The sequence below is a fragment of the Zunongwangia sp. genome (assembly GCF_048269745.1).
Taxonomy (GTDB): domain Bacteria; phylum Bacteroidota; class Bacteroidia; order Flavobacteriales; family Flavobacteriaceae; genus Zunongwangia.
In genome coordinates, this window is record NZ_JBLXIB010000004.1 from 208122 (window position 1) to 224903 (window position 16782).

Annotated in this window: 31 protein-coding genes; all 31 read right to left on the reverse strand. The window is 35.6% G+C overall.

All coding sequences use genetic code 11. The features are described from left to right. Positions 1 to 74 precede the first annotated feature (74 nt). A complete protein-coding gene (gene rplQ, locus ACN0WI_RS07080) occupies positions 75 to 572 on the reverse strand; it encodes a 50S ribosomal protein L17 (protein WP_417885958.1) in 498 nt (165 codons plus the stop codon). A gap of 34 nt (positions 573 to 606) precedes the next feature. Continuing rightward, positions 607 to 1599: a DNA-directed RNA polymerase subunit alpha gene (locus tag ACN0WI_RS07085; protein ID WP_417885959.1), complete on the reverse strand. Its 993-nt coding sequence runs from the start codon at positions 1597 to 1599 to the stop codon at positions 607 to 609. Between the two features lie 20 nt (positions 1600 to 1619). Next, positions 1620 to 2225, reverse strand: coding sequence for a 30S ribosomal protein S4 (gene rpsD, locus ACN0WI_RS07090; RefSeq protein ID WP_417885960.1), 606 nt, complete (start codon positions 2223 to 2225; stop codon positions 1620 to 1622). A gap of 87 nt (positions 2226 to 2312) precedes the next feature. Then, a complete protein-coding gene (gene rpsK, locus ACN0WI_RS07095; RefSeq protein ID WP_417885961.1) occupies positions 2313 to 2708 on the reverse strand; it encodes a 30S ribosomal protein S11 in 396 nt (131 codons plus the stop codon). Positions 2709 to 2716: 8 nt separating this feature from the next. Beyond that, positions 2717 to 3091 carry a 30S ribosomal protein S13 gene (rpsM, locus tag ACN0WI_RS07100; protein ID WP_417885962.1) on the reverse strand — a complete coding sequence of 125 codons (375 nt, stop codon included), beginning with the start codon at positions 3089 to 3091 and terminating at the stop codon, positions 2717 to 2719. Positions 3092 to 3093: 2 nt separating this feature from the next. Continuing rightward, complete coding sequence (ykgO, locus tag ACN0WI_RS07105) at positions 3094 to 3210, reverse strand: type B 50S ribosomal protein L36 (protein ID WP_010519235.1); 117 nt, start codon at positions 3208 to 3210, stop codon at positions 3094 to 3096. Positions 3211 to 3322: 112 nt separating this feature from the next. Further along, positions 3323 to 3538 carry a translation initiation factor IF-1 gene (infA, locus tag ACN0WI_RS07110; RefSeq protein ID WP_014031991.1) on the reverse strand — a complete coding sequence of 72 codons (216 nt, stop codon included), beginning with the start codon at positions 3536 to 3538 and terminating at the stop codon, positions 3323 to 3325. A 2-nt stretch (positions 3539 to 3540) separates the two neighbouring features. Then, positions 3541 to 4887, reverse strand: coding sequence for a preprotein translocase subunit SecY (gene secY / locus ACN0WI_RS07115; protein ID WP_417885963.1), 1347 nt, complete (start codon positions 4885 to 4887; stop codon positions 3541 to 3543). Positions 4888 to 4899: 12 nt separating this feature from the next. Next, positions 4900 to 5352 (reverse strand): 50S ribosomal protein L15, encoded by a 453-nt coding sequence (gene rplO, locus ACN0WI_RS07120; protein ID WP_417885964.1) that lies wholly within the window; start codon positions 5350 to 5352, stop codon positions 4900 to 4902. A gap of 8 nt (positions 5353 to 5360) precedes the next feature. Further along, a complete protein-coding gene (gene rpmD / locus ACN0WI_RS07125; RefSeq protein WP_417885965.1) occupies positions 5361 to 5543 on the reverse strand; it encodes a 50S ribosomal protein L30 in 183 nt (60 codons plus the stop codon). Between the two features lie 12 nt (positions 5544 to 5555). Further along, the gene (gene rpsE / locus ACN0WI_RS07130; protein WP_417885966.1) at positions 5556 to 6080 is read right to left on the reverse strand and encodes a 30S ribosomal protein S5; all 525 of its coding nucleotides are present in this window, start codon (positions 6078 to 6080) and stop codon (positions 5556 to 5558) included. 6 nt (positions 6081 to 6086) lie between these two features. Beyond that, entirely contained in the window at positions 6087 to 6440 is a 354-nt protein-coding gene (gene rplR / locus ACN0WI_RS07135) for a 50S ribosomal protein L18 (RefSeq protein ID WP_417885967.1), read from the reverse strand. Positions 6441 to 6452: 12 nt separating this feature from the next. Beyond that, the gene (rplF, locus tag ACN0WI_RS07140) at positions 6453 to 6995 is read right to left on the reverse strand and encodes a 50S ribosomal protein L6 (protein ID WP_417885968.1); all 543 of its coding nucleotides are present in this window, start codon (positions 6993 to 6995) and stop codon (positions 6453 to 6455) included. Between the two features lie 18 nt (positions 6996 to 7013). Then, entirely contained in the window at positions 7014 to 7412 is a 399-nt protein-coding gene (gene rpsH, locus ACN0WI_RS07145) for a 30S ribosomal protein S8 (RefSeq protein WP_417885969.1), read from the reverse strand. 60 nt (positions 7413 to 7472) lie between these two features. Next, positions 7473 to 7742: a 30S ribosomal protein S14 gene (gene rpsN / locus ACN0WI_RS07150; protein WP_417885970.1), complete on the reverse strand. Its 270-nt coding sequence runs from the start codon at positions 7740 to 7742 to the stop codon at positions 7473 to 7475. Between the two features lie 2 nt (positions 7743 to 7744). After that, positions 7745 to 8296, reverse strand: coding sequence for a 50S ribosomal protein L5 (gene rplE / locus ACN0WI_RS07155; protein WP_417885971.1), 552 nt, complete (start codon positions 8294 to 8296; stop codon positions 7745 to 7747). 2 nt (positions 8297 to 8298) lie between these two features. After that, positions 8299 to 8610, reverse strand: a complete 312-nt coding sequence (gene rplX / locus ACN0WI_RS07160; RefSeq protein ID WP_417885972.1) for a 50S ribosomal protein L24 — start codon at positions 8608 to 8610, stop codon at positions 8299 to 8301. A 12-nt stretch (positions 8611 to 8622) separates the two neighbouring features. After that, positions 8623 to 8991 (reverse strand): 50S ribosomal protein L14, encoded by a 369-nt coding sequence (gene rplN, locus ACN0WI_RS07165; RefSeq protein WP_417885973.1) that lies wholly within the window; start codon positions 8989 to 8991, stop codon positions 8623 to 8625. Between the two features lie 2 nt (positions 8992 to 8993). Then, the gene (rpsQ, locus tag ACN0WI_RS07170) at positions 8994 to 9251 is read right to left on the reverse strand and encodes a 30S ribosomal protein S17 (RefSeq protein WP_417885974.1); all 258 of its coding nucleotides are present in this window, start codon (positions 9249 to 9251) and stop codon (positions 8994 to 8996) included. An 18-nt stretch (positions 9252 to 9269) separates the two neighbouring features. Beyond that, on the reverse strand, positions 9270 to 9461 hold the full coding sequence (gene rpmC, locus ACN0WI_RS07175) for a 50S ribosomal protein L29 (RefSeq protein WP_417885975.1): 192 nt from the start codon (positions 9459 to 9461) through the stop codon (positions 9270 to 9272). A 10-nt stretch (positions 9462 to 9471) separates the two neighbouring features. After that, positions 9472 to 9891, reverse strand: coding sequence for a 50S ribosomal protein L16 (gene rplP / locus ACN0WI_RS07180; protein WP_417885976.1), 420 nt, complete (start codon positions 9889 to 9891; stop codon positions 9472 to 9474). A gap of 17 nt (positions 9892 to 9908) precedes the next feature. Then, positions 9909 to 10625 (reverse strand): 30S ribosomal protein S3, encoded by a 717-nt coding sequence (gene rpsC, locus ACN0WI_RS07185; RefSeq protein WP_417885977.1) that lies wholly within the window; start codon positions 10623 to 10625, stop codon positions 9909 to 9911. Positions 10626 to 10633: 8 nt separating this feature from the next. Further along, entirely contained in the window at positions 10634 to 11041 is a 408-nt protein-coding gene (gene rplV, locus ACN0WI_RS07190) for a 50S ribosomal protein L22 (protein WP_417885978.1), read from the reverse strand. Positions 11042 to 11049: 8 nt separating this feature from the next. Continuing rightward, positions 11050 to 11328, reverse strand: coding sequence for a 30S ribosomal protein S19 (rpsS, locus tag ACN0WI_RS07195; protein ID WP_417885979.1), 279 nt, complete (start codon positions 11326 to 11328; stop codon positions 11050 to 11052). Between the two features lie 6 nt (positions 11329 to 11334). Next, positions 11335 to 12162 (reverse strand): 50S ribosomal protein L2, encoded by an 828-nt coding sequence (gene rplB, locus ACN0WI_RS07200; RefSeq protein ID WP_417885980.1) that lies wholly within the window; start codon positions 12160 to 12162, stop codon positions 11335 to 11337. Between the two features lie 9 nt (positions 12163 to 12171). After that, positions 12172 to 12462 (reverse strand): 50S ribosomal protein L23, encoded by a 291-nt coding sequence (gene rplW / locus ACN0WI_RS07205; RefSeq protein ID WP_417885981.1) that lies wholly within the window; start codon positions 12460 to 12462, stop codon positions 12172 to 12174. An 8-nt stretch (positions 12463 to 12470) separates the two neighbouring features. After that, a complete protein-coding gene (gene rplD / locus ACN0WI_RS07210; RefSeq protein ID WP_417885982.1) occupies positions 12471 to 13097 on the reverse strand; it encodes a 50S ribosomal protein L4 in 627 nt (208 codons plus the stop codon). After that, positions 13097 to 13708 carry a 50S ribosomal protein L3 gene (gene rplC / locus ACN0WI_RS07215; protein ID WP_417885983.1) on the reverse strand — a complete coding sequence of 204 codons (612 nt, stop codon included), beginning with the start codon at positions 13706 to 13708 and terminating at the stop codon, positions 13097 to 13099. The genes rplD and rplC overlap by 1 nt, the downstream gene beginning before the upstream one ends. 140 nt (positions 13709 to 13848) lie before the next feature. Continuing rightward, on the reverse strand, positions 13849 to 14154 hold the full coding sequence (gene rpsJ / locus ACN0WI_RS07220; RefSeq protein WP_417885984.1) for a 30S ribosomal protein S10: 306 nt from the start codon (positions 14152 to 14154) through the stop codon (positions 13849 to 13851). 10 nt (positions 14155 to 14164) lie between these two features. Next, on the reverse strand, positions 14165 to 16276 hold the full coding sequence (gene fusA, locus ACN0WI_RS07225) for an elongation factor G (protein WP_417885985.1): 2112 nt from the start codon (positions 16274 to 16276) through the stop codon (positions 14165 to 14167). A 5-nt stretch (positions 16277 to 16281) separates the two neighbouring features. Next, positions 16282 to 16758 (reverse strand): 30S ribosomal protein S7, encoded by a 477-nt coding sequence (rpsG, locus tag ACN0WI_RS07230; protein WP_417885986.1) that lies wholly within the window; start codon positions 16756 to 16758, stop codon positions 16282 to 16284. Positions 16759 to 16782: the final 24 nt, after the last annotated feature.

Below are 16782 nucleotides of genomic sequence, written 5' to 3' on the forward strand. Positions count from 1 at the left end.
ATATAAGTATATAAAAAAAGGATAAACTCAGTGAGTTTATCCTTTTTTAAAAATCATACTTTTAAAAGAATCATTTATGCTTCTTTTTTATCTTCTGTATTTTCCTGCGTTTGCCCTTCAGCTTGCGGCTGATCTGCCGTAGTTTCAGAAGCTTTCTTTCTACCCGCACGACGAGTAGATTTCTTTTTAGCAGGTTTATCTACATTATAAAGTTCGTTAAAATCTACCAACTCGATCATTGCCATATCAGCATTATCTCCAAGACGATTCCCTAATTTAATAATTCGGGTGTATCCACCTGGGCGATCTCCTACTTTAGGAGCTACTACTCGAAACAATTCACTTACTGCTTCTTTATCACGAAGTTTTGCAAAAACAATACGACGATTATGAGTAGTATCTAGTTTAGATTTTGTTACCAATGGCTCGATAAAAACTTTTAAAGCTTTTGCTTTAGCCACTGTTGTATTTATACGTTTATGTTCAATTAGGGAAGACGCCATGTTGGCCAACATCGACTTACGGTGTGCCGTCTTACGCCCTAAATGATTTATTTTCTTTCCGTGTCTCATTACTATTCTTTTTAAAGTAATTCACAAAAGTGAACTAGTCTTTATCCAATTTATATTTTGAAAGATCCATACCAAAGCTTAAACCTTTGTTACTTACCAATTCTTCTAATTCGGTAAGAGACTTTTTACCGAAATTTCTAAATTTCATTAAGTCATTCTTATTGTAAGAAACAAGATCTCCTAAGGTATCTACTTCAGCCGCTTTTAAACAGTTAAGTGCTCTTACTGAAAGATCCATATCTACTAATTTAGTTTTTAGTAGCTGTCTCATGTGTAACGACTCTTCGTCGTAAGTTTCAGTTTGGGCAATCTCATCAGCCTCTAATGTAATACGCTCATCAGAGAACAACATGAAATGGTGAATAAGCGTTTTAGCTGCTTCGGTTAATGCTTCTTTTGGATGTATAGAACCATCACTTACGATTTCGAAAACTAATTTTTCGTAATCTGTTTTTTGTTCTACACGGTAATTTTCGATACTATACTTTACATTTTTAATAGGTGTATAGATAGAATCAGTAAAAATTGTTCCTAAAGGAGCATTAGCTTTTTTGTTCTCTTCTGCAGGAACATAGCCTCTACCTTTTTCAATTGTAATTTCCATATTTACATTCACATTGCTTTCAAGATTACAGATTACTAAATCTGGATTTAAAACTTGAAAACCTGAAATAAACTTTTGGAAATGACCAGCAGTTAATTGCTCTTCACCTGAAACAGAAATTGTAACGGCTTCGTTATCTATTTCATCTATTTGCCTTTTGAATCTAACTTGTTTCAAATTCAAAATTATTTCTGTTACATCTTCTACAACACCTGGTATAGTGGAGAATTCGTGATCTACTCCTTCGATACGAACCGAAGTAATCGCAAACCCTTCCAGAGAAGATAACAGCACTCTTCTTAGAGCGTTACCAACGGTTAACCCATAACCAGGTTCCAAAGGACGAAATTCAAATTTCCCTTCGAAATCTGTAGAGTCAATCATTATAACTTTATCGGGCTTCTGAAAATTTAATAATGCCATATTACGACTTCTGTGAATTATTATTTCGAATATAATTCGACGATGAATTGTTCATTTATATTTTCCGGAATTTGTACTCTTCCCGGCACTGAAACAAAAGTTCCTTGTTTTGTTTCGTTATTCCAAGTAATCCATTCGTAAACACTACTATTATTAGCAAGTGAATCTTGAACTACTTGTAAAGATTTAGATTTTTCTCTTACTCCTACTACATCTCCTGCTTTCAATTGGTAAGAAGGAACATTTACTAGTTCACCATTAACGGTGATATGTCTGTGAGAAACTAACTGACGTGCAGCTCTACGAGAAGGAGCAACTCCTAAACGGAAAACTACGTTATCTAATCTAGATTCACATAATTGTAAAAGAACTTCACCAGTAATACCTTGCGATCTGGTTGCTTTTTCGAACATATTTCTGAACTGACGCTCAAGGATACCATAAGTATACTTAGCTTTCTGCTTTTCCATTAACTGGATTGCATATTCAGATTTTTTTCCTCGGCGACGGTTATTACCGTGCTGTCCTGGAGGATAATTTCTTTTTTCAAAAGATTTGTCATCTCCAAAAATTGCTTCACCGAATTTACGGGCAATTTTGGATTTAGGACCTCTATATCTTGCCATTAAAATAATTTTTTATAAAAGAGAGATTATGAATTAAGGCATACGTCCTTCGATAATCGTAATATTCTCTTTTTAATTTAATATTAATTATACTCTACGTCTTTTAGGAGCACGACATCCGTTGTGCGGAAGTGGTGTTACATCAACAATTTCTGAAACTTCGATACCACTATTGTGGATAGTTCTGATTGCTGATTCTCTACCGTTACCTGGTCCTTTAACATAAACTTTTACTTTACGTAAACCTGCTTCGTGTGCAACTTTCGAAGCATCTTCAGCAGCTAACTGAGCAGCGTAAGGAGTATTCTTTTTAGAACCTCTAAAACCCATTTTCCCAGCTGAAGACCAAGAAATAACGTCTCCATTTTTATTTGTAAGCGATACTATAATATTATTAAAAGAAGCAGTAACATGAGCTTCTCCTATAGACTCCACGTTTACTTTACGCTTCTTCTGAGCTGTTTTTGCTTTTGTCTTTGCCATATTACTTACTATTTAGTTGCTTTCTTTTTATTTGCAACTGTTTTTCTTCTACCTTTTCTCGTTCTAGAATTATTCTTAGTTCGTTGACCTCTTAAAGGTAAACCTGATCTATGACGAATACCTCTATAACATCCAATATCCATTAGACGTTTGATATTCAACTGAACTTCTGTACGTAATTCACCTTCGATTGTAAAACTTCCGACAGCTTCACGGATACGACCAATTTCCTCGTCATTCCAATCTGAAACTTTCTTACTCTCGTCAACATCAGCTTGTGCAAGTATATCCTGAGCCCTGCTTTTGCCAATTCCGAAGATATAAGTCAATGCTATAACTCCGCGCTTTTGTTTTGGTATATCTACCCCTGCAATTCTTGCCATAATTAGCCTTGTCTTTGTTTAAATCTAGGATTCTTTTTATTAATTACGTAAAGCCTACCCTTTCTGCGAACTATTTTGCAGTCGGCACTTCTTTTTTTTATTGATGCTCTTACTTTCATCTTTCTAATTTTTATTGCCTAATCATGTATAATTAATAAGGCATTTTTTTGCTCTACATTTTTTTCAGAATGCAAAAGTAATGAAAAAAATTTTAAAAGCTTAATTTACTGATTAGTATCTGTAAGTTATTCTAGCCTTCGTTAAATCGTAAGGACTCATTTCCAACTTCACTTTATCTCCAGGTAACAATTTAATGTAATGCATTCTCATTTTACCGGAAATATGTGCAGTTACTACGTGACCATTTTCAAGTTCTACACGGAACATTGCATTAGATAATGCTTCGATAATGGTTCCATCTTGTTCAATTGCTGGTTGTTTTGCCATAATTAAGCTACTGCTTTTCTATTTTTACCTGTTTTCATTAATCCATCGTAGTGACGGTTCAACAAATAAGAATTTACTTGCTGTATCGTATCAATTGCAACTCCAACTAAAATTAAAAGTGAGGTTCCTCCGAAAAACAAAGCCCAACCTTGTTGTACACCTAACAACTTAACAGTTATAGCAGGAAAAATTGCTATAATTGCCAAGAATACAGATCCAGGCAATGTTATTTGTGACATAATTCGATCCAAAAATTCAGCAGTTTCTGATCCTGGACGAATACCTGGAATAAAACCACCACTTCTTTTTAAATCGTCTGCCATTTTATTTGTTGGTACTGTGATTGCTGTATAAAAATACGTAAACACAATAATCAATAATGCAAAAACTAGATTATACCAAAATCCGAAGATATCGCTAAATGCAGCTGTTACACTCTGAGATACATCAGAATCTGACAGACCTGCAACTGCTACTGGTATAAACATTATAGCTTGTGCAAAGATTATAGGCATTACCCCAGAAGCATTAAGCTTTAAAGGAATATACTGTCTAGAACCAAAAATATTTTTCTCATAACCTCCAGTTGCTGTTCTTCTAGCATACTGAACTGGTATTTGACGTACAGCCATAACCAACATTACAGCAGCCATTATAATTGCAAACCAAATAGCTAACTCCACCAATATCATAATCATACCTCCTTGTGCCTGTTCTCCACCTACTCTAGAAATTACTTCTTGAATAAAAGATTGAGGCAATCTAGCTATAATACCTACCATAATAAGAAGTGAAATACCATTCCCAATTCCCTTATCAGTTATTTTTTCTCCTAACCACATAGCAAAAATAGTACCTGTAGTTAAAATAATAACTGAAGAAATAACAAAGCTCAAGTTATCATTTCCTAATAAAAATGCATTTGAAGGAAGTGTATTGAATAGGTTATAAATATAACCTGGTCCCTGAACTAATGTTATGGCTATGGTAAGCCATCTGGTTATTTGATTGATTTTTTTTCGTCCACTTTCTCCTTCTTTCTGAAGTTTTTGTAGATAAGGTATTGCAATACCCATTAATTGCACAACAATCGATGCGGAGATATAAGGCATAATACCTAATGCAAAGATAGAAGCATTAGAAAATGCTCCTCCTGTAAAGGCATTAAGTAGACCTAAAAGTCCGCTATCTGTTTGTTGAGATAAATTAGCTAACTGCTCAGCATCTATACCAGGCAGTACTATTTGAGTTCCAAAACGGTAAACTAATAGTAAACCGAGGGTAACTAAAATTCTGTTTTTTAGCTCCTCGATTTTCCATATGTTCTTTAATGTATTGATGAATTTCATTTGGTTTATCTATTATAAAGTAGCAACTTCTCCACCTGCAGCTTCTATAGCTTCTTTGGCTGAGGCCGTAAATTTATGAACAGATACCTTTAATTTTGCTTTCAATTCACCTCTACCTAAAATCTTAACTAGATCGTTTTTGTCTGCCAAACCTTGGTCTATTAAAACATTGATATCTACGGTATCATTAATTTTACCGTTATCTACTAGAGACTGTAAAGTATCCAAGTTAATTCCTTGGTATTCTTTACGATTTCTGTTGTTAAAACCAAATTTTGGTACACGACGTTGAAGTGGCATCTGGCCTCCTTCAAAACCTATTTTCTTAGAATAACCAGAACGTGACTTGGCACCTTTATGCCCACGAGTTGAAGTACCTCCTTTTCCAGAACCTTCTCCTCGACCAACACGTTTTGCGTTATTTTTAACCGAACCTTTTGCAGGTTTTAAGTTACTTAAATCCATGTGACCTATTATTTTGTTTCTTCTACAGAAACTAAATGTTTAACTTTATTTACCATACCAAGGATGTTTGGCGTATTGTCATGCTCAATAGTCTGACCGATTCTCTTCAAACCTAAAGACTCTAGAACTCTTTTTTGATTCTGAGATCTTTTGATAGCACTTCTTACTTTAGTTATCTTTATTTTACCCATCTTATCCTTGTTTTATCCTTTAAAAAGCTTTTCTAATGAAATCCCACGTTGCTTAGCAACAGCTTCTGGACTTCTTAGTTGCAATAATGCATCGAAAGTAGCCTTTACAACATTATGCGGGTTAGAAGAACCTTGATTCTTAGAAAGTACATCATGTACTCCTACAGATTCTAAAACTGAACGAATTGCCCCACCAGCGATAATTCCAGTACCAGTTGCAGCAGGAAGTAATAAAACTCTTGCACCACCGTACTTTCCTTTTTGTTCGTGAGGAATAGTTCCTTTATGTAAAGGAATACGCACTAAATTCTTCTTAGCATCTTCTACAGCTTTAGAAATTGCATCTGCAACTTCTTTAGACTTTCCTAAACCATGTCCTACAACGCTATTTTCATCACCTACTACTACAATAGCAGAAAAACCAAATGCTCTACCACCTTTAGTAACTTTTGTAACACGTTGTACTCCTACCAAACGATCTTTAAGTTCTAGACCTCCTGGCTTTACATGTTCTACGTTTTTATAATCTTGATACATATATTCTTAGAATTTTAGTCCTCCTTCACGAGCACCTTCTGCTAATGATTTTACTCTTCCGTGATATAAGTAACCTCCTCTATCGAAAGAAACTTTCTCTACACCTACTTTTATAGCTCTCTCTGCAATGGCTTTACCAACCAATTCAGCAATACTACTTTTATTTCCTGTAGCTTCTATTTCTTTATCCCTAGAAGAAGCGGCAGCTAAAGTTTTTCCTGCTACATCATCTATAATTTGAGCATAAATTTCATTATTGCTTCGATATACAGATAATCTAGGACGGCTTTCAGTCCCGCTTATGTTCCTACGAACACGCTTTCTTATTTTGAATCTTCTTTTTTCTTTTGAAAATGCCATAATTAAACTTTATTAAGCTGATTTACCTGCTTTTCTTCTAAGCACTTCTCCTTTATACTTAATTCCTTTTCCTTTGTAAGGTTCTGGAACTCTAAACGATCTTATTTTTGCAGCAACTTGCCCTAATAATTGTTTATCGAAAGAAGTTAATTTTATCTTTGGACTACTCCCTTTTTCTGATATTGTCTCCACTTTCACTTCTGGAGCTAAATCTATCACAATATTATGAGAAAACCCAACAGCTAAATCTAATTTTTGACCTTGATTTGAAGCTCTATAACCTACACCTATAAGTTCTAACTCTTTAGTGAAGCCATTTGAAACACCTTCAATCATATTGTTAACTAACGCACGGAAAAGACCATGCTTAGCTTTCTGATCGCTTTTGTCAGAAGAACGCTCAAAAGTAATAATTCCTTCTTCAACTTTTACGTCGATATCCCGAATCTCTTGTTTAAGTTCTCCTAATTTTCCTTTTACCGTTACAATTCCATCATTTACGCTAACTGTAACACCTTCTGGAACTGTAATTGGGCTCTTACCTATTCTTGACATGTTTTTATATTTTAAGAATTAGTAAACGTAACACAATACTTCACCACCAACATTCTTAGATCTAGCTTGCTTATCTGTCATAACTCCGTGAGAAGTTGAAATGATAGCAATACCTAAGCCATTAAGTATACGTGGCAATTCTCCAGCACTGGCATATTTACGTAAACCAGGTTTACTTATTCTTTGGATATCTTTAATAACGGAATCTTTAGTATCCTTATCGTACTTAAGTGCAATTTTGATGCTTCCTTGAGCAGAACTATCATCAAATTTGTAACTTAAAATGTATCCTTGATCGAATAAAATTTTTGTGATTTCTTTCTTGATGTTAGAAGCAGGAATTTCAACCACTCTGTGGTTTGCTGCTACTGCATTTCTAACACGCGTCAAGAAATCTGCAATCGGATCTGTATTCATTTATATTTATTTGCGGTTGTGGTTTTCATTAAAAATTAGAACCTTCAACCAATTTATAATTTACCAACTAGCTTTCTTAACTCCTGGTATAAGACCGTTATTGGCCATCTCTCTAAACATTACCCTAGAAAGACCAAATTGTCTCATATACCCTTTAGGTCTACCAGTTAATTTACAACGATTATGCAAACGAACTGGAGAAGAGTTCTTTGGTAATTTCTGTAACGCTTCATAATCTCCAGCTTCTTTCAAAGCTTCTCTTTTATCAGCGTATTTTTTTACCAATTTTTGTCTTTTTACCTCACGGGCTTTCATTGATTCTTTAGCCATCCTTATTTCTTTTTAAAAGGTAAACCTAATTCAGTTAAAAGGGACTTAGCTTCTTTATCTGTATCAGCTGAAGTCACGAAAGTGATATCCATACCTGCAATTCTATTTACAGCATCAATATCAATTTCTGGAAAAATAATTTGTTCAGTAATTCCTAAATTATAGTTTCCACGACCGTCAAAACCATCAGCTTTGATCCCACTAAAATCACGTACACGTGGTAGTGCAGAGGTTATTAATCTATCTAAAAATTCGTACATTCTATAACCACGTAAAGTAACTTTAGCACCAATTGGCATTCCTTTACGTAATTTAAATGAAGCAACATCCTTTTTAGAAATGGTAGCTACCGCTTTTTGACCGGTAATTGCAGTTAATTCATCTAATGCGTGATCGATTAGTTTTTTATCTGCAACAGCTCCACCTACACCTCGGCTTATAACTATTTTCTTAAGCTTTGGCACTTCCATTACATTACTGTAACTATATTCTTCGGTAAGAGTTGATTTTACTCTTTCATCATACTCTTTTCTAAGTCTTGGTACGTATGCCATAACTAAATTACTTCATTTGATTTTTTAGAATAACGCACCTTTTTTCCATCTTCTTCTTTATAACCTACTCTTGTAGCTTCTCCTTCTTTAGTTACTAAAGAAAGATTAGAAATATGGATAGGAGCTTCTTTCTTAACAATTCCGCCTTGTGGATTTGTAGCACTTGGTTTCTCGTGTTTAGAAATCGTGTTTACACCTTCCACGATGGCTTTATTCTTTTCTGGAAATATCTTTTGTACTTTTCCTTGTTGACCTTTATGATCACCAGCTATAACAAGCACAGTATCTCCTGATTTTATTTTAAGCTTTGCCATTTTAATAATGTATTAAAGCACCTCTGGTGCCAATGATACAATTTTCATGAATTGCTTATCACGAAGTTCTCTTGCCACTGGTCCAAACACACGTGTTCCGCGCATCTCACCAGTTGGATTTAAAAGTACACAAGCGTTATCGTCGAATCTAATATAAGATCCGTCTGGCCTACGTACTTCTTTTTTGGTACGAACAATTACTGCAGTAGAAACAGCACCTTTTTTAATGTTTCCATTAGGTGTAGCTTCTTTTACACTAACAACAATTTTATCACCTACAGAAGCATAACGCTTCTTAGTTCCTCCCAACACGCGAATAGTTAAAACCTCTTTGGCTCCAGTATTATCCGCAACTTTTAGTCTAGATTCTTGTTGTACCATAATTACTTCGCTCTTTCAATTATTTCTACTAATCTCCAACATTTAGATTTACTTAAAGGACGTGTTTCCATAATCCTTACAGTATCTCCTTCGTTGCAGTCGTTATTTTCGTCGTGCGCTACGTACTTTTTAGTTTTTAACACAAACTTTCCATACATAGGGTGTTTTACTTTTTTTACTTCAGAAACCACAACAGATTTCTCCATTTTGTTACTAGTAACAACACCTATACGCTCTTTTCTTAAATTTCTTTTTTCCATCTTTCAGCAGAATAACACTTATTGTTCTTCTCTTTTAGTTAACTCGGTTGCTAATCTCGCGATTGTTCTCCTTACAGATCTTAACTGTATTGGGTTCTCTAATGGCGAAACTGCGTGAGCCATTTTTAAATCTGCATAAGCAGCACGAGATTTATCAAGCTCTTCTTGCAATTCTGCTACAGATAATTCTTTTACTTCTGATTGTTTCATGTTTCAAAAATTATTCTTGATAATCCCTAGCTACGACAAATTTAGTTTTCACAGGAAGCTTTTGCGCTGCAAGGCGTAATGCTTCTTTAGCAGTTGCCAAAGGCACACCACCAATTTCAAACATAATACGTCCTGGTTTTACAACAGCAGCCCAATATTCTACAGCTCCTTTACCTTTACCCATACGTACCTCTAAAGGTTTTTTGGTAATAGGCTTATCTGGAAAAATCTTAATCCATAGAGATCCTTCCCTTTTCATATAACGAGTTGCAGCAATACGAGCAGCTTCAATCTGTCGAGATGTAATGAAACTAGAATCAAGTGATTTGATTCCAAATGTTCCATTTGAAAGACGATGCCCTCTTTGGGAATTACCTTTCATACGCCCCTTCTGTTGCTTACGATATTTCGTTCTTTTAGGTTGTAACATTTTCTTTTACTTTAAAATTACTTTCTACGACGTGATTTATTACCACCTCGACCGGAACCTTTACCTCCTTGTTTCTTAGATAGACCTACAAGTGGAGATAAATCTCTTTTTCCGTAAACTTCACCTTTCATGATCCACACTTTAACACCTAACCTACCATAAGTAGTATGTGCTTCAACTAAAGCATAATCAATATCGGCCCTAAAAGTTGATAATGGAATTCTCCCATCTTTGTAAGATTCAGAACGTGCCATTTCAGCACCATTTAAACGTCCGGAAATTTCTATCTTAATTCCTTCAGCATTCATTCTCATTGCAGCCGCAATAGCCATTTTTATAGCACGCCGATAAGAAATTCTATTTTCTACCTGTCTAGCTACACTTGCTGCTACTAAATGCGCATCAAGCTCTGGCCTCTTAATTTCAAAGATGTTAATTTGAACTTCCTTATCAGTAATTTTCTTAAGTTCTTCTTTCAACTTGTCTACCTCCTGACCGCCTTTACCAATAATAATACCTGGTCTAGCGGTGGTGATAGTAACGGTTACAAGTTTAAGAGTACGCTCAATAATTACTCTAGATACACTCGCTTTTGAGAGGCGAGCATGGATATACTTTCTAATCTTATCGTCTTCGGCTAATTTATCGCCGTAATCGTTACCTCCATACCAGTTAGATTCCCATCCTCTGACAATTCCAAGGCGATTTCCGATTGGATTTGTTTTTTGTCCCATACTCTTTCTTAGCTTTGTGTATTATTGTTTTCCCCAAGCACCAAAGTTACGTGATTGGATCTCTTTCTAATTCTGTGTGCACGACCCTGTGGAGCTGGACGCAGTCTTTTCAACATGCTTCCACCATCTACTCGGATCTCTTTTATAAATAACTCAGCATCTTCCAAACTAGCATCCTCATTCTTAGACTGCCAGTTAGCAATAGCTGAAAGCAACAACTTCTCTACTCGAGCAGAAGCTTCTTTCTGGCTAAATTTCAATATATGAAGCGCTTTTTCTACTTTTTCTCCTCTAACTAAATCCGCTATCAAACGCATTTTTCTAGGGGAAGTAGGGCAGTTATTTAACTTTGCAAATGCAACTTGCTGTTTAGCTTCTTTTATTTGCTTTGCTCTTTCTTTTTTTCGAACTCCCATAGCTTCAATTATTTTCTACCTTTATTTTTTGCACCTGCATGCCCTCTAAAAGAACGAGTTGGTGAAAATTCTCCTAATTTATGACCTACCATATTTTCAGTAACATAAACAGGAACAAATTGTTTCCCATTATGAACTGCTATAGTCTGCCCAACAAAATCTGGAGTTATCATTGAAGCACGAGACCAAGTTTTAATCACTGCTTTTTTTCCAGATTCTACATTCTGTGCAACCTTTTTTTCTAATTTATAATGAACAAAAGGTCCTTTTTTTAATGAACGTGCCATACTCTATTATTTCTTTCTACGTTCTACAATATATCTATTACTCGCCTTTGTTCTTGAACGGGTTTTGAAACCTTTTGCAGGTAAACCTTTTCTAGAACGTGGATGACCACCTGAAGACCTACCTTCACCACCACCCATTGGGTGATCAATAGGGTTCATTGCTACCGGTCTAGTTCTTGGTCGGATTCCTAACCAACGCTTTCTACCAGCCTTACCAGAAATCTGTAACTGATGATCACTATTAGAGACTGCACCTATAGTTGCCATACAAGTTGAAAGAACTCTTCTGATTTCCCCAGAAGGCAACTTAACAGTTGCATACTTTCCTTCTCTTGCTAACAACTGAGCAAATGCACCTGCGCCTCTAGCCATCACAGCACCTTGACCAGCGCGTAATTCTAAACAAGAAATAATAGTTCCTAATGGAACATACGCTAAAGGCATAGCATTACCAATTTCAGGAGCAACAGCCTCATGACCAGAAACTACATTTTGCCCAACTTGTAATCCATTTTGAGCAATAACGTATCTCTTTTCTCCGTCTTGATAATTTAACAAAGCGATAAAAGCAGTCCTATTTGGATCATACTCGATAGATGCCACAGTAGCTGGAACACCTTGTTTATCTCTTTTAAAATCTATAACACGATAACGTCTTTTATGACCACCACCTTTATAACGCATGGTCATTTTTCCTTGACTGTTTCTACCTCCCGACTTTTTTAACGGAGCAAGTAAACTTTTCTCCGGCTTATCAGTAGTAATGGCGTCAAACCCATTTACTACTCTAAAACGCTGACCAGGAGTGATCGGTTTTAACTTTCTTACTGACATTTTTTAATCTTAAAGATTACTATATAAATCGATAGTTTCACCTTCCGCCACCTGTACAAATGCTTTTTTATAAGCACTAGTTTTACCAGTGATCATACCAGACTTTGTAAATCTAGTTTTACGATCAGGACGGACATTAATAGTACGAACAGAAGTAACTGAAACGCCATAAGAAGATTCTACAGCATCTTTGATTTCAATCTTATTCGCCTTATTATTTACCACAAAAGTAAAGCAGTTTCCTACTTCGCTTTGTGCAGTAGCTTTTTCTGTAATAACAGGTTTTATTAAGATACTCATAACGTTTATTAACTTAAATTCGATTCTATTCCTTCTAAAGCTCCTTCTAAAAACACTATATTATCAGCGTTTAAAATTTTATAAGTACTTAATTCAGAAACACTTACAACTTCAGAGCCTTTTAAATTACGTGACGACAAATATACATTTTTATTTGACTCTCCCAACACGATTAAGGTTTTTTTCTCCTGAATACCAAGGGCTTTCAAAAATTCAATGTAATTTTTTGTCTTTGGAGCATCAAATGAAAAATTCTCAACAACACTTAATGCATTATCTGTAGCCTTTAAAGACAACACAGATTTACGCGCTAAACGTTTCAAGTTTTTATTCAATTTGAAACCATAGTTTCTTGGTCTTGGCCCAAAAATTCGACCACCACCTCTAAAAACAGGAGATTTAATACTACCTGCTCTAGCAGTACCAGTACCCTTTTGTTTTTTTATTTTTCTAGTAGAACCTACAATTTCAGCACGTTCTTTAGCTTTATGAGTACCTTGACGTTGATTAGCTAAATATTGCTTAACATCAAGATAAACAGCATGCTCATTTGGCTCTATACCAAAAACAGCATCAGAAAGAGTTACTTTTCTTCCTACTTCTTTTCCTTTAATATCTAAAACTGCTACTTCCATTACTTTCTAATGATTACGTAAGAGTTTTTGTGTCCAGGTACACATCCTTTAACAACTAAAAGATTTTTATCTGCAACAACTTTCAAAACTCTAAGGTTTTCAACTTTTACTTTATCACCACCCATTCTTCCGGCCATACGCATACCTTTAAAAACACGCGCAGGGTAAGAGGCAGCACCAATAGAACCAGGAGCTCGTAAACGGTTATGCTGACCGTGAGTAGATTGTCCAACTCCACCAAAACCGTGTCTTTTTACAACACCCTGGAAACCTTTTCCTTTAGAAACACCAGAAACATCTACAAATTCACCTTCAGCAAAATGAGCTACGTCTATAGTATCACCTAATTTAAAATCTCCTTCAAATCCTTGGAACTCGACAACTTTCTGCATAGCAGAGACTCCTGCTTTTTTAGCGTGCCCTGTAGCAGCTTTGTTAGCAGTCTTTTTGTCATCGAAACCAAGTTGAAGTGCTTCGTACCCGTCAACCTCTTTGGTTCTGACTTGGGTAATTACGCATGGACCAGCTTGTATAACGGTACATGGAATATTTTTTCCATTTTCGTCGAAAATACTAGTCATGCCTATTTTCTTTCCTATTAACCCAGACATAATTAATTAAATTATTATTTACTTATTTATAAAAAAACAGGACAGAAAAATACTTCCTGTCCTGAAAATACTTTTCCCGTTTTTCCTTTGCGAAACGCGCCGGACATTTTACCAAATTTAAAAATTTGGTTTATTAACGATCACACTTTAATCTCTACTTCAACCCCACTTGGAAGCTCTAATTTCATTAAAGCATCGATAGTTTTACTAGAAGAACTATAAATATCTAATAATCTCTTATAAGAACTTAATTCAAATTGTTCTCTAGCTTTTTTATTTACGTGAGGTGATCTTAAAACAGTAAAGATTTTTTTGTTTGTTGGAAGTGGAATTGGACCAGTTACAACAGCACCTGTAGTTTTTACTGTCTTTACAATCTTTTCAGCAGACTTATCTACTAAATTATGATCGTAGGATTTTAATTTTATTCTGATTTTTTGACTCATTACCCTAATATTATTCGTTAGCTGCTCCTTTTGCTGCTTTTATTACTTCTTCAGATATACTTGAAGGAGTTTCAGCAAAGTGAGAGAATTCCATAGTTGAAGTTGCTCTACCTGAAGAAAGTGTTCTTAATGTTGTTACATAACCGAACATTTCTGATAATGGCACTTCAGCCTTAACAATTTTTGCTCCAGATCTATCAGACATATTATTAACCTGACCTCTTCTTCTATTAAGATCACCTACTATATCTCCCATATTTTCTTCTGGAGTTACAACTTCCATCTTCATAATTGGCTCAAGAATTACAGCTCCAGCTTTTTTAGCTGCTGCCTTGAATCCCATTTTTGCTGCCAATTCAAAAGAAAGTTGATCAGAATCCACTGGGTGGAAAGATCCATCTTTTAACGTTACCTTTAAAGTATCAACTTGGAAACCAGCTAAAGGACCGTTTTTCATCGCTTCCTGAAAACCTTTTTGAACAGAAGGAACAAATTCTTTAGGTATACGACCACCTTTAATTTGATCTACAAACTGAAGTCCTTTACCTTCGAAATCTTCATCTACAGGTCCCATTTCGAATACGATATCAGCAAACTTACCACGACCACCAGATTGTTTCTTATAAACTTCTCTGTGCTCTGCAGATCTTGTTACTGTTTCTTTATATTCAACCTGAGGCTGGCCTTCATTAACTTCTACTTTAAATTCTCGTTTTAAACGATCCACAAGAATTTCAATATGTAGTTCTCCCATTCCTGATATTACTGTTTGACCAGAAGTGTCATCAGTTTTAACTTGGAAAGTTGGATCTTCTTCAGCTAATTTAGCTAAAGCCATACCCATCTTATCAACATCAGCCTTTGTTTTTGGCTCTACAGCGATACCAATTACTGGCTCAGGGAATGTCATCGATTCTAAAATAATCGGATTATTTAAATCTGTAAGTGTATCTCCAGTTTTAATATCCTTAAACCCTACAGCCGCTCCAATATCTCCAGCCTCAATTCTATCGATAGGCTCTTGTTTATTAGAGTGCATTTGATACATTCTTGAAATACGTTCTTTCTTACCAGAACGAACATTTAATACATAAGAACCCGCATCTAAAGCGCCTGAATATGTTCTAAAGAACGCTAATCTTCCTACAAAAGGATCTGTTGCAATTTTAAAAGCTAAAGCTGAAAATGGAGATTCCACATTTGGCTTACGACTTTCTTCTTCACCAGTTTCAGGATTATGCCCCACGATAGCTTCAACATCTACAGGAGATGGTAAATACCTCATTACCGCATCAAGCATAGCCTGAACACCTTTATTCTTAAAAGCAGAACCACACATCATTGGTATGATAGACATATCACAAGTAGCAGCTTTTAGCGCAGCAATAATTTCGTCTTCAGTTATAGAGCTTTCATCTTCAAAAAATTTCTCCATTAAAGCCTCATCATACTCAGCTACAGCCTCTACTAATTCAGCTCTATACTTATCCACATCAGCTTTAAGTTCCTCAGGAATATCGATAGTCTCATAAGTCATACCATGATCTTCATCATTCCAGATAACAGCTTTCTTAGAAATAAGATCAACCACCCCTTTAAAATCAACTTCATCGCCAATAGGAACCTGTAACGGTACAGGATTCCCACCTAACATCTCCCTAACCTGACGACACACGTTAAAGAAATCAGCACCTTGACGGTCCATTTTATTAACAAAACCTAAACGAGGTACATGATATTTATCAGCCTGCCTCCACACAGTTTCAGACTGAGGCTCAACCCCATCAACCGCCGAGAACAACGCAACAACACCATCTAAAACTCTAAGTGAACGCTCCACCTCTACAGTAAAATCAACGTGACCAGGAGTATCAATAATGTTAACTGTATATTCATGACCATTATAAGGCCACTTACAGTGAGTTGCTGCAGAAGTAATTGTAATACCTCTTTCTTGCTCTTGCTCCATCCAATCCATGGTAGCAGCACCATCATGAACTTCACCTATTTTGTGACTAATACCAGTATAATACAAAATACGCTCTGTAGTAGTAGTTTTACCTGCATCAATATGTGCAGCAATACCAATATTTCTTGTAAATTTTAAATCTCTTTGTGCCATTTATTTTAGAATCTAAAGTGAGAGAATGCTTTATTAGCTTCTGCCATTTTATGAGTATCAACTCTTTTCTTAACAGCAGCACCTTCTTCTTTTGCAGCAGCTAGAATTTCTGCAGCAAGTTTAGCAGCCATAGTTTTTTCATTTCTCTTACGAGCAAAACTAATTAACCACTTCATAGCCGTAGAAACTTTTCTATCCGGTCTAATTTGCATCGGAATCTGGAAAGTCGCCCCTCCAACTCTTCTACTTCTAACCTCTACATGAGGCATTACATTAGACAAAGCATCTTTCCAGATTTCTAATCCAGTTTTCTCTTCATCTTGTTTTTTCTCATCTACGATAACTATAGCATCGTAAAATATCTTAAAGGCAACCGATTTTTTCCCGTCCCACATCATCATGTTAACAAAACGCGTAACAAGTTGATCATTAAACTTAGGATCTGGTAAAAGTGGTCTTTTTTTAGCCTGTCTTTTTCTCATTTCTTTACTTTAAAAGTTTAATAA

Excerpts from the sequence above, each read along its gene's own strand:
- fusA (WP_417885985.1), bottom strand. The coding sequence starts at position 16,276 with ATGGCACAAAGAGATTTAAAATTTACAAGAAATATTGGTATTGCTGCA.
- rpsJ (WP_417885984.1), bottom strand. The coding sequence starts at position 14,154 with ATGAGTCAAAAAATCAGAATAAAATTAAAATCCTACGATCATAATTTA.
- rplQ (WP_417885958.1), bottom strand. The coding sequence starts at position 572 with ATGAGACACGGAAAGAAAATAAATCATTTAGGGCGTAAGACGGCACAC.
- rplC (WP_417885983.1), bottom strand. The coding sequence starts at position 13,708 with ATGTCTGGGTTAATAGGAAAGAAAATAGGCATGACTAGTATTTTCGAC.
- rpsD (WP_417885960.1), bottom strand. The coding sequence starts at position 2,225 with ATGGCAAGATATAGAGGTCCTAAATCCAAAATTGCCCGTAAATTCGGT.
- rpmD (WP_417885965.1), bottom strand. The coding sequence starts at position 5,543 with ATGGGTAAAATAAAGATAACTAAAGTAAGAAGTGCTATCAAAAGATCT.
- rplO (WP_417885964.1), bottom strand. The coding sequence starts at position 5,352 with ATGGATTTAAGTAACTTAAAACCTGCAAAAGGTTCGGTTAAAAATAAC.
- rplX (WP_417885972.1), bottom strand. The coding sequence starts at position 8,610 with ATGGCAAAGCTTAAAATAAAATCAGGAGATACTGTGCTTGTTATAGCT.
- rpsG (WP_417885986.1), bottom strand. The coding sequence starts at position 16,758 with ATGAGAAAAAGACAGGCTAAAAAAAGACCACTTTTACCAGATCCTAAG.
- rpsN (WP_417885970.1), bottom strand. The coding sequence starts at position 7,742 with ATGGCTAAAGAATCAATGAAAGCCCGTGAGGTAAAAAGACAAAAATTG.
- ykgO (WP_010519235.1), bottom strand. The coding sequence starts at position 3,210 with ATGAAAGTAAGAGCATCAATAAAAAAAAGAAGTGCCGACTGCAAAATA.
- rplP (WP_417885976.1), bottom strand. The coding sequence starts at position 9,891 with ATGTTACAACCTAAAAGAACGAAATATCGTAAGCAACAGAAGGGGCGT.
- ACN0WI_RS07085 (WP_417885959.1), bottom strand. The coding sequence starts at position 1,599 with ATGGCATTATTAAATTTTCAGAAGCCCGATAAAGTTATAATGATTGAC.
- rpmC (WP_417885975.1), bottom strand. The coding sequence starts at position 9,461 with ATGAAACAATCAGAAGTAAAAGAATTATCTGTAGCAGAATTGCAAGAA.
- rpsS (WP_417885979.1), bottom strand. The coding sequence starts at position 11,328 with ATGGCACGTTCATTAAAAAAAGGACCTTTTGTTCATTATAAATTAGAA.
- rpsH (WP_417885969.1), bottom strand. The coding sequence starts at position 7,412 with ATGAATACAGATCCGATTGCAGATTTCTTGACGCGTGTTAGAAATGCA.
- rplD (WP_417885982.1), bottom strand. The coding sequence starts at position 13,097 with ATGGAAGTAGCAGTTTTAGATATTAAAGGAAAAGAAGTAGGAAGAAAA.
- rplE (WP_417885971.1), bottom strand. The coding sequence starts at position 8,296 with ATGGCATACGTACCAAGACTTAGAAAAGAGTATGATGAAAGAGTAAAA.
- infA (WP_014031991.1), bottom strand. The coding sequence starts at position 3,538 with ATGGCAAAACAACCAGCAATTGAACAAGATGGAACCATTATCGAAGCA.
- rplB (WP_417885980.1), bottom strand. The coding sequence starts at position 12,162 with ATGTCAGTAAGAAAGTTAAAACCGATCACTCCTGGTCAGCGTTTTAGA.
- rpsQ (WP_417885974.1), bottom strand. The coding sequence starts at position 9,251 with ATGGAAAAAAGAAATTTAAGAAAAGAGCGTATAGGTGTTGTTACTAGT.
- rplN (WP_417885973.1), bottom strand. The coding sequence starts at position 8,991 with ATGGTACAACAAGAATCTAGACTAAAAGTTGCGGATAATACTGGAGCC.
- rplF (WP_417885968.1), bottom strand. The coding sequence starts at position 6,995 with ATGTCAAGAATAGGTAAGAGCCCAATTACAGTTCCAGAAGGTGTTACA.
- rpsC (WP_417885977.1), bottom strand. The coding sequence starts at position 10,625 with ATGGGACAAAAAACAAATCCAATCGGAAATCGCCTTGGAATTGTCAGA.
- rpsK (WP_417885961.1), bottom strand. The coding sequence starts at position 2,708 with ATGGCAAAGACAAAAGCAAAAACAGCTCAGAAGAAGCGTAAAGTAAAC.
- rplR (WP_417885967.1), bottom strand. The coding sequence starts at position 6,440 with ATGGCATTTTCAAAAGAAAAAAGAAGATTCAAAATAAGAAAGCGTGTT.
- rplV (WP_417885978.1), bottom strand. The coding sequence starts at position 11,041 with ATGGGAGTTCGAAAAAAAGAAAGAGCAAAGCAAATAAAAGAAGCTAAA.
- rplW (WP_417885981.1), bottom strand. The coding sequence starts at position 12,462 with ATGAGTATCTTAATAAAACCTGTTATTACAGAAAAAGCTACTGCACAA.
- rpsM (WP_417885962.1), bottom strand. The coding sequence starts at position 3,091 with ATGGCAAGAATTGCAGGGGTAGATATACCAAAACAAAAGCGCGGAGTT.
- rpsE (WP_417885966.1), bottom strand. The coding sequence starts at position 6,080 with ATGTATCAAGATTATAAAAACGTAGAACATGTAAAGCCAGGAGGTCTA.
- secY (WP_417885963.1), bottom strand. The coding sequence starts at position 4,887 with ATGAAATTCATCAATACATTAAAGAACATATGGAAAATCGAGGAGCTA.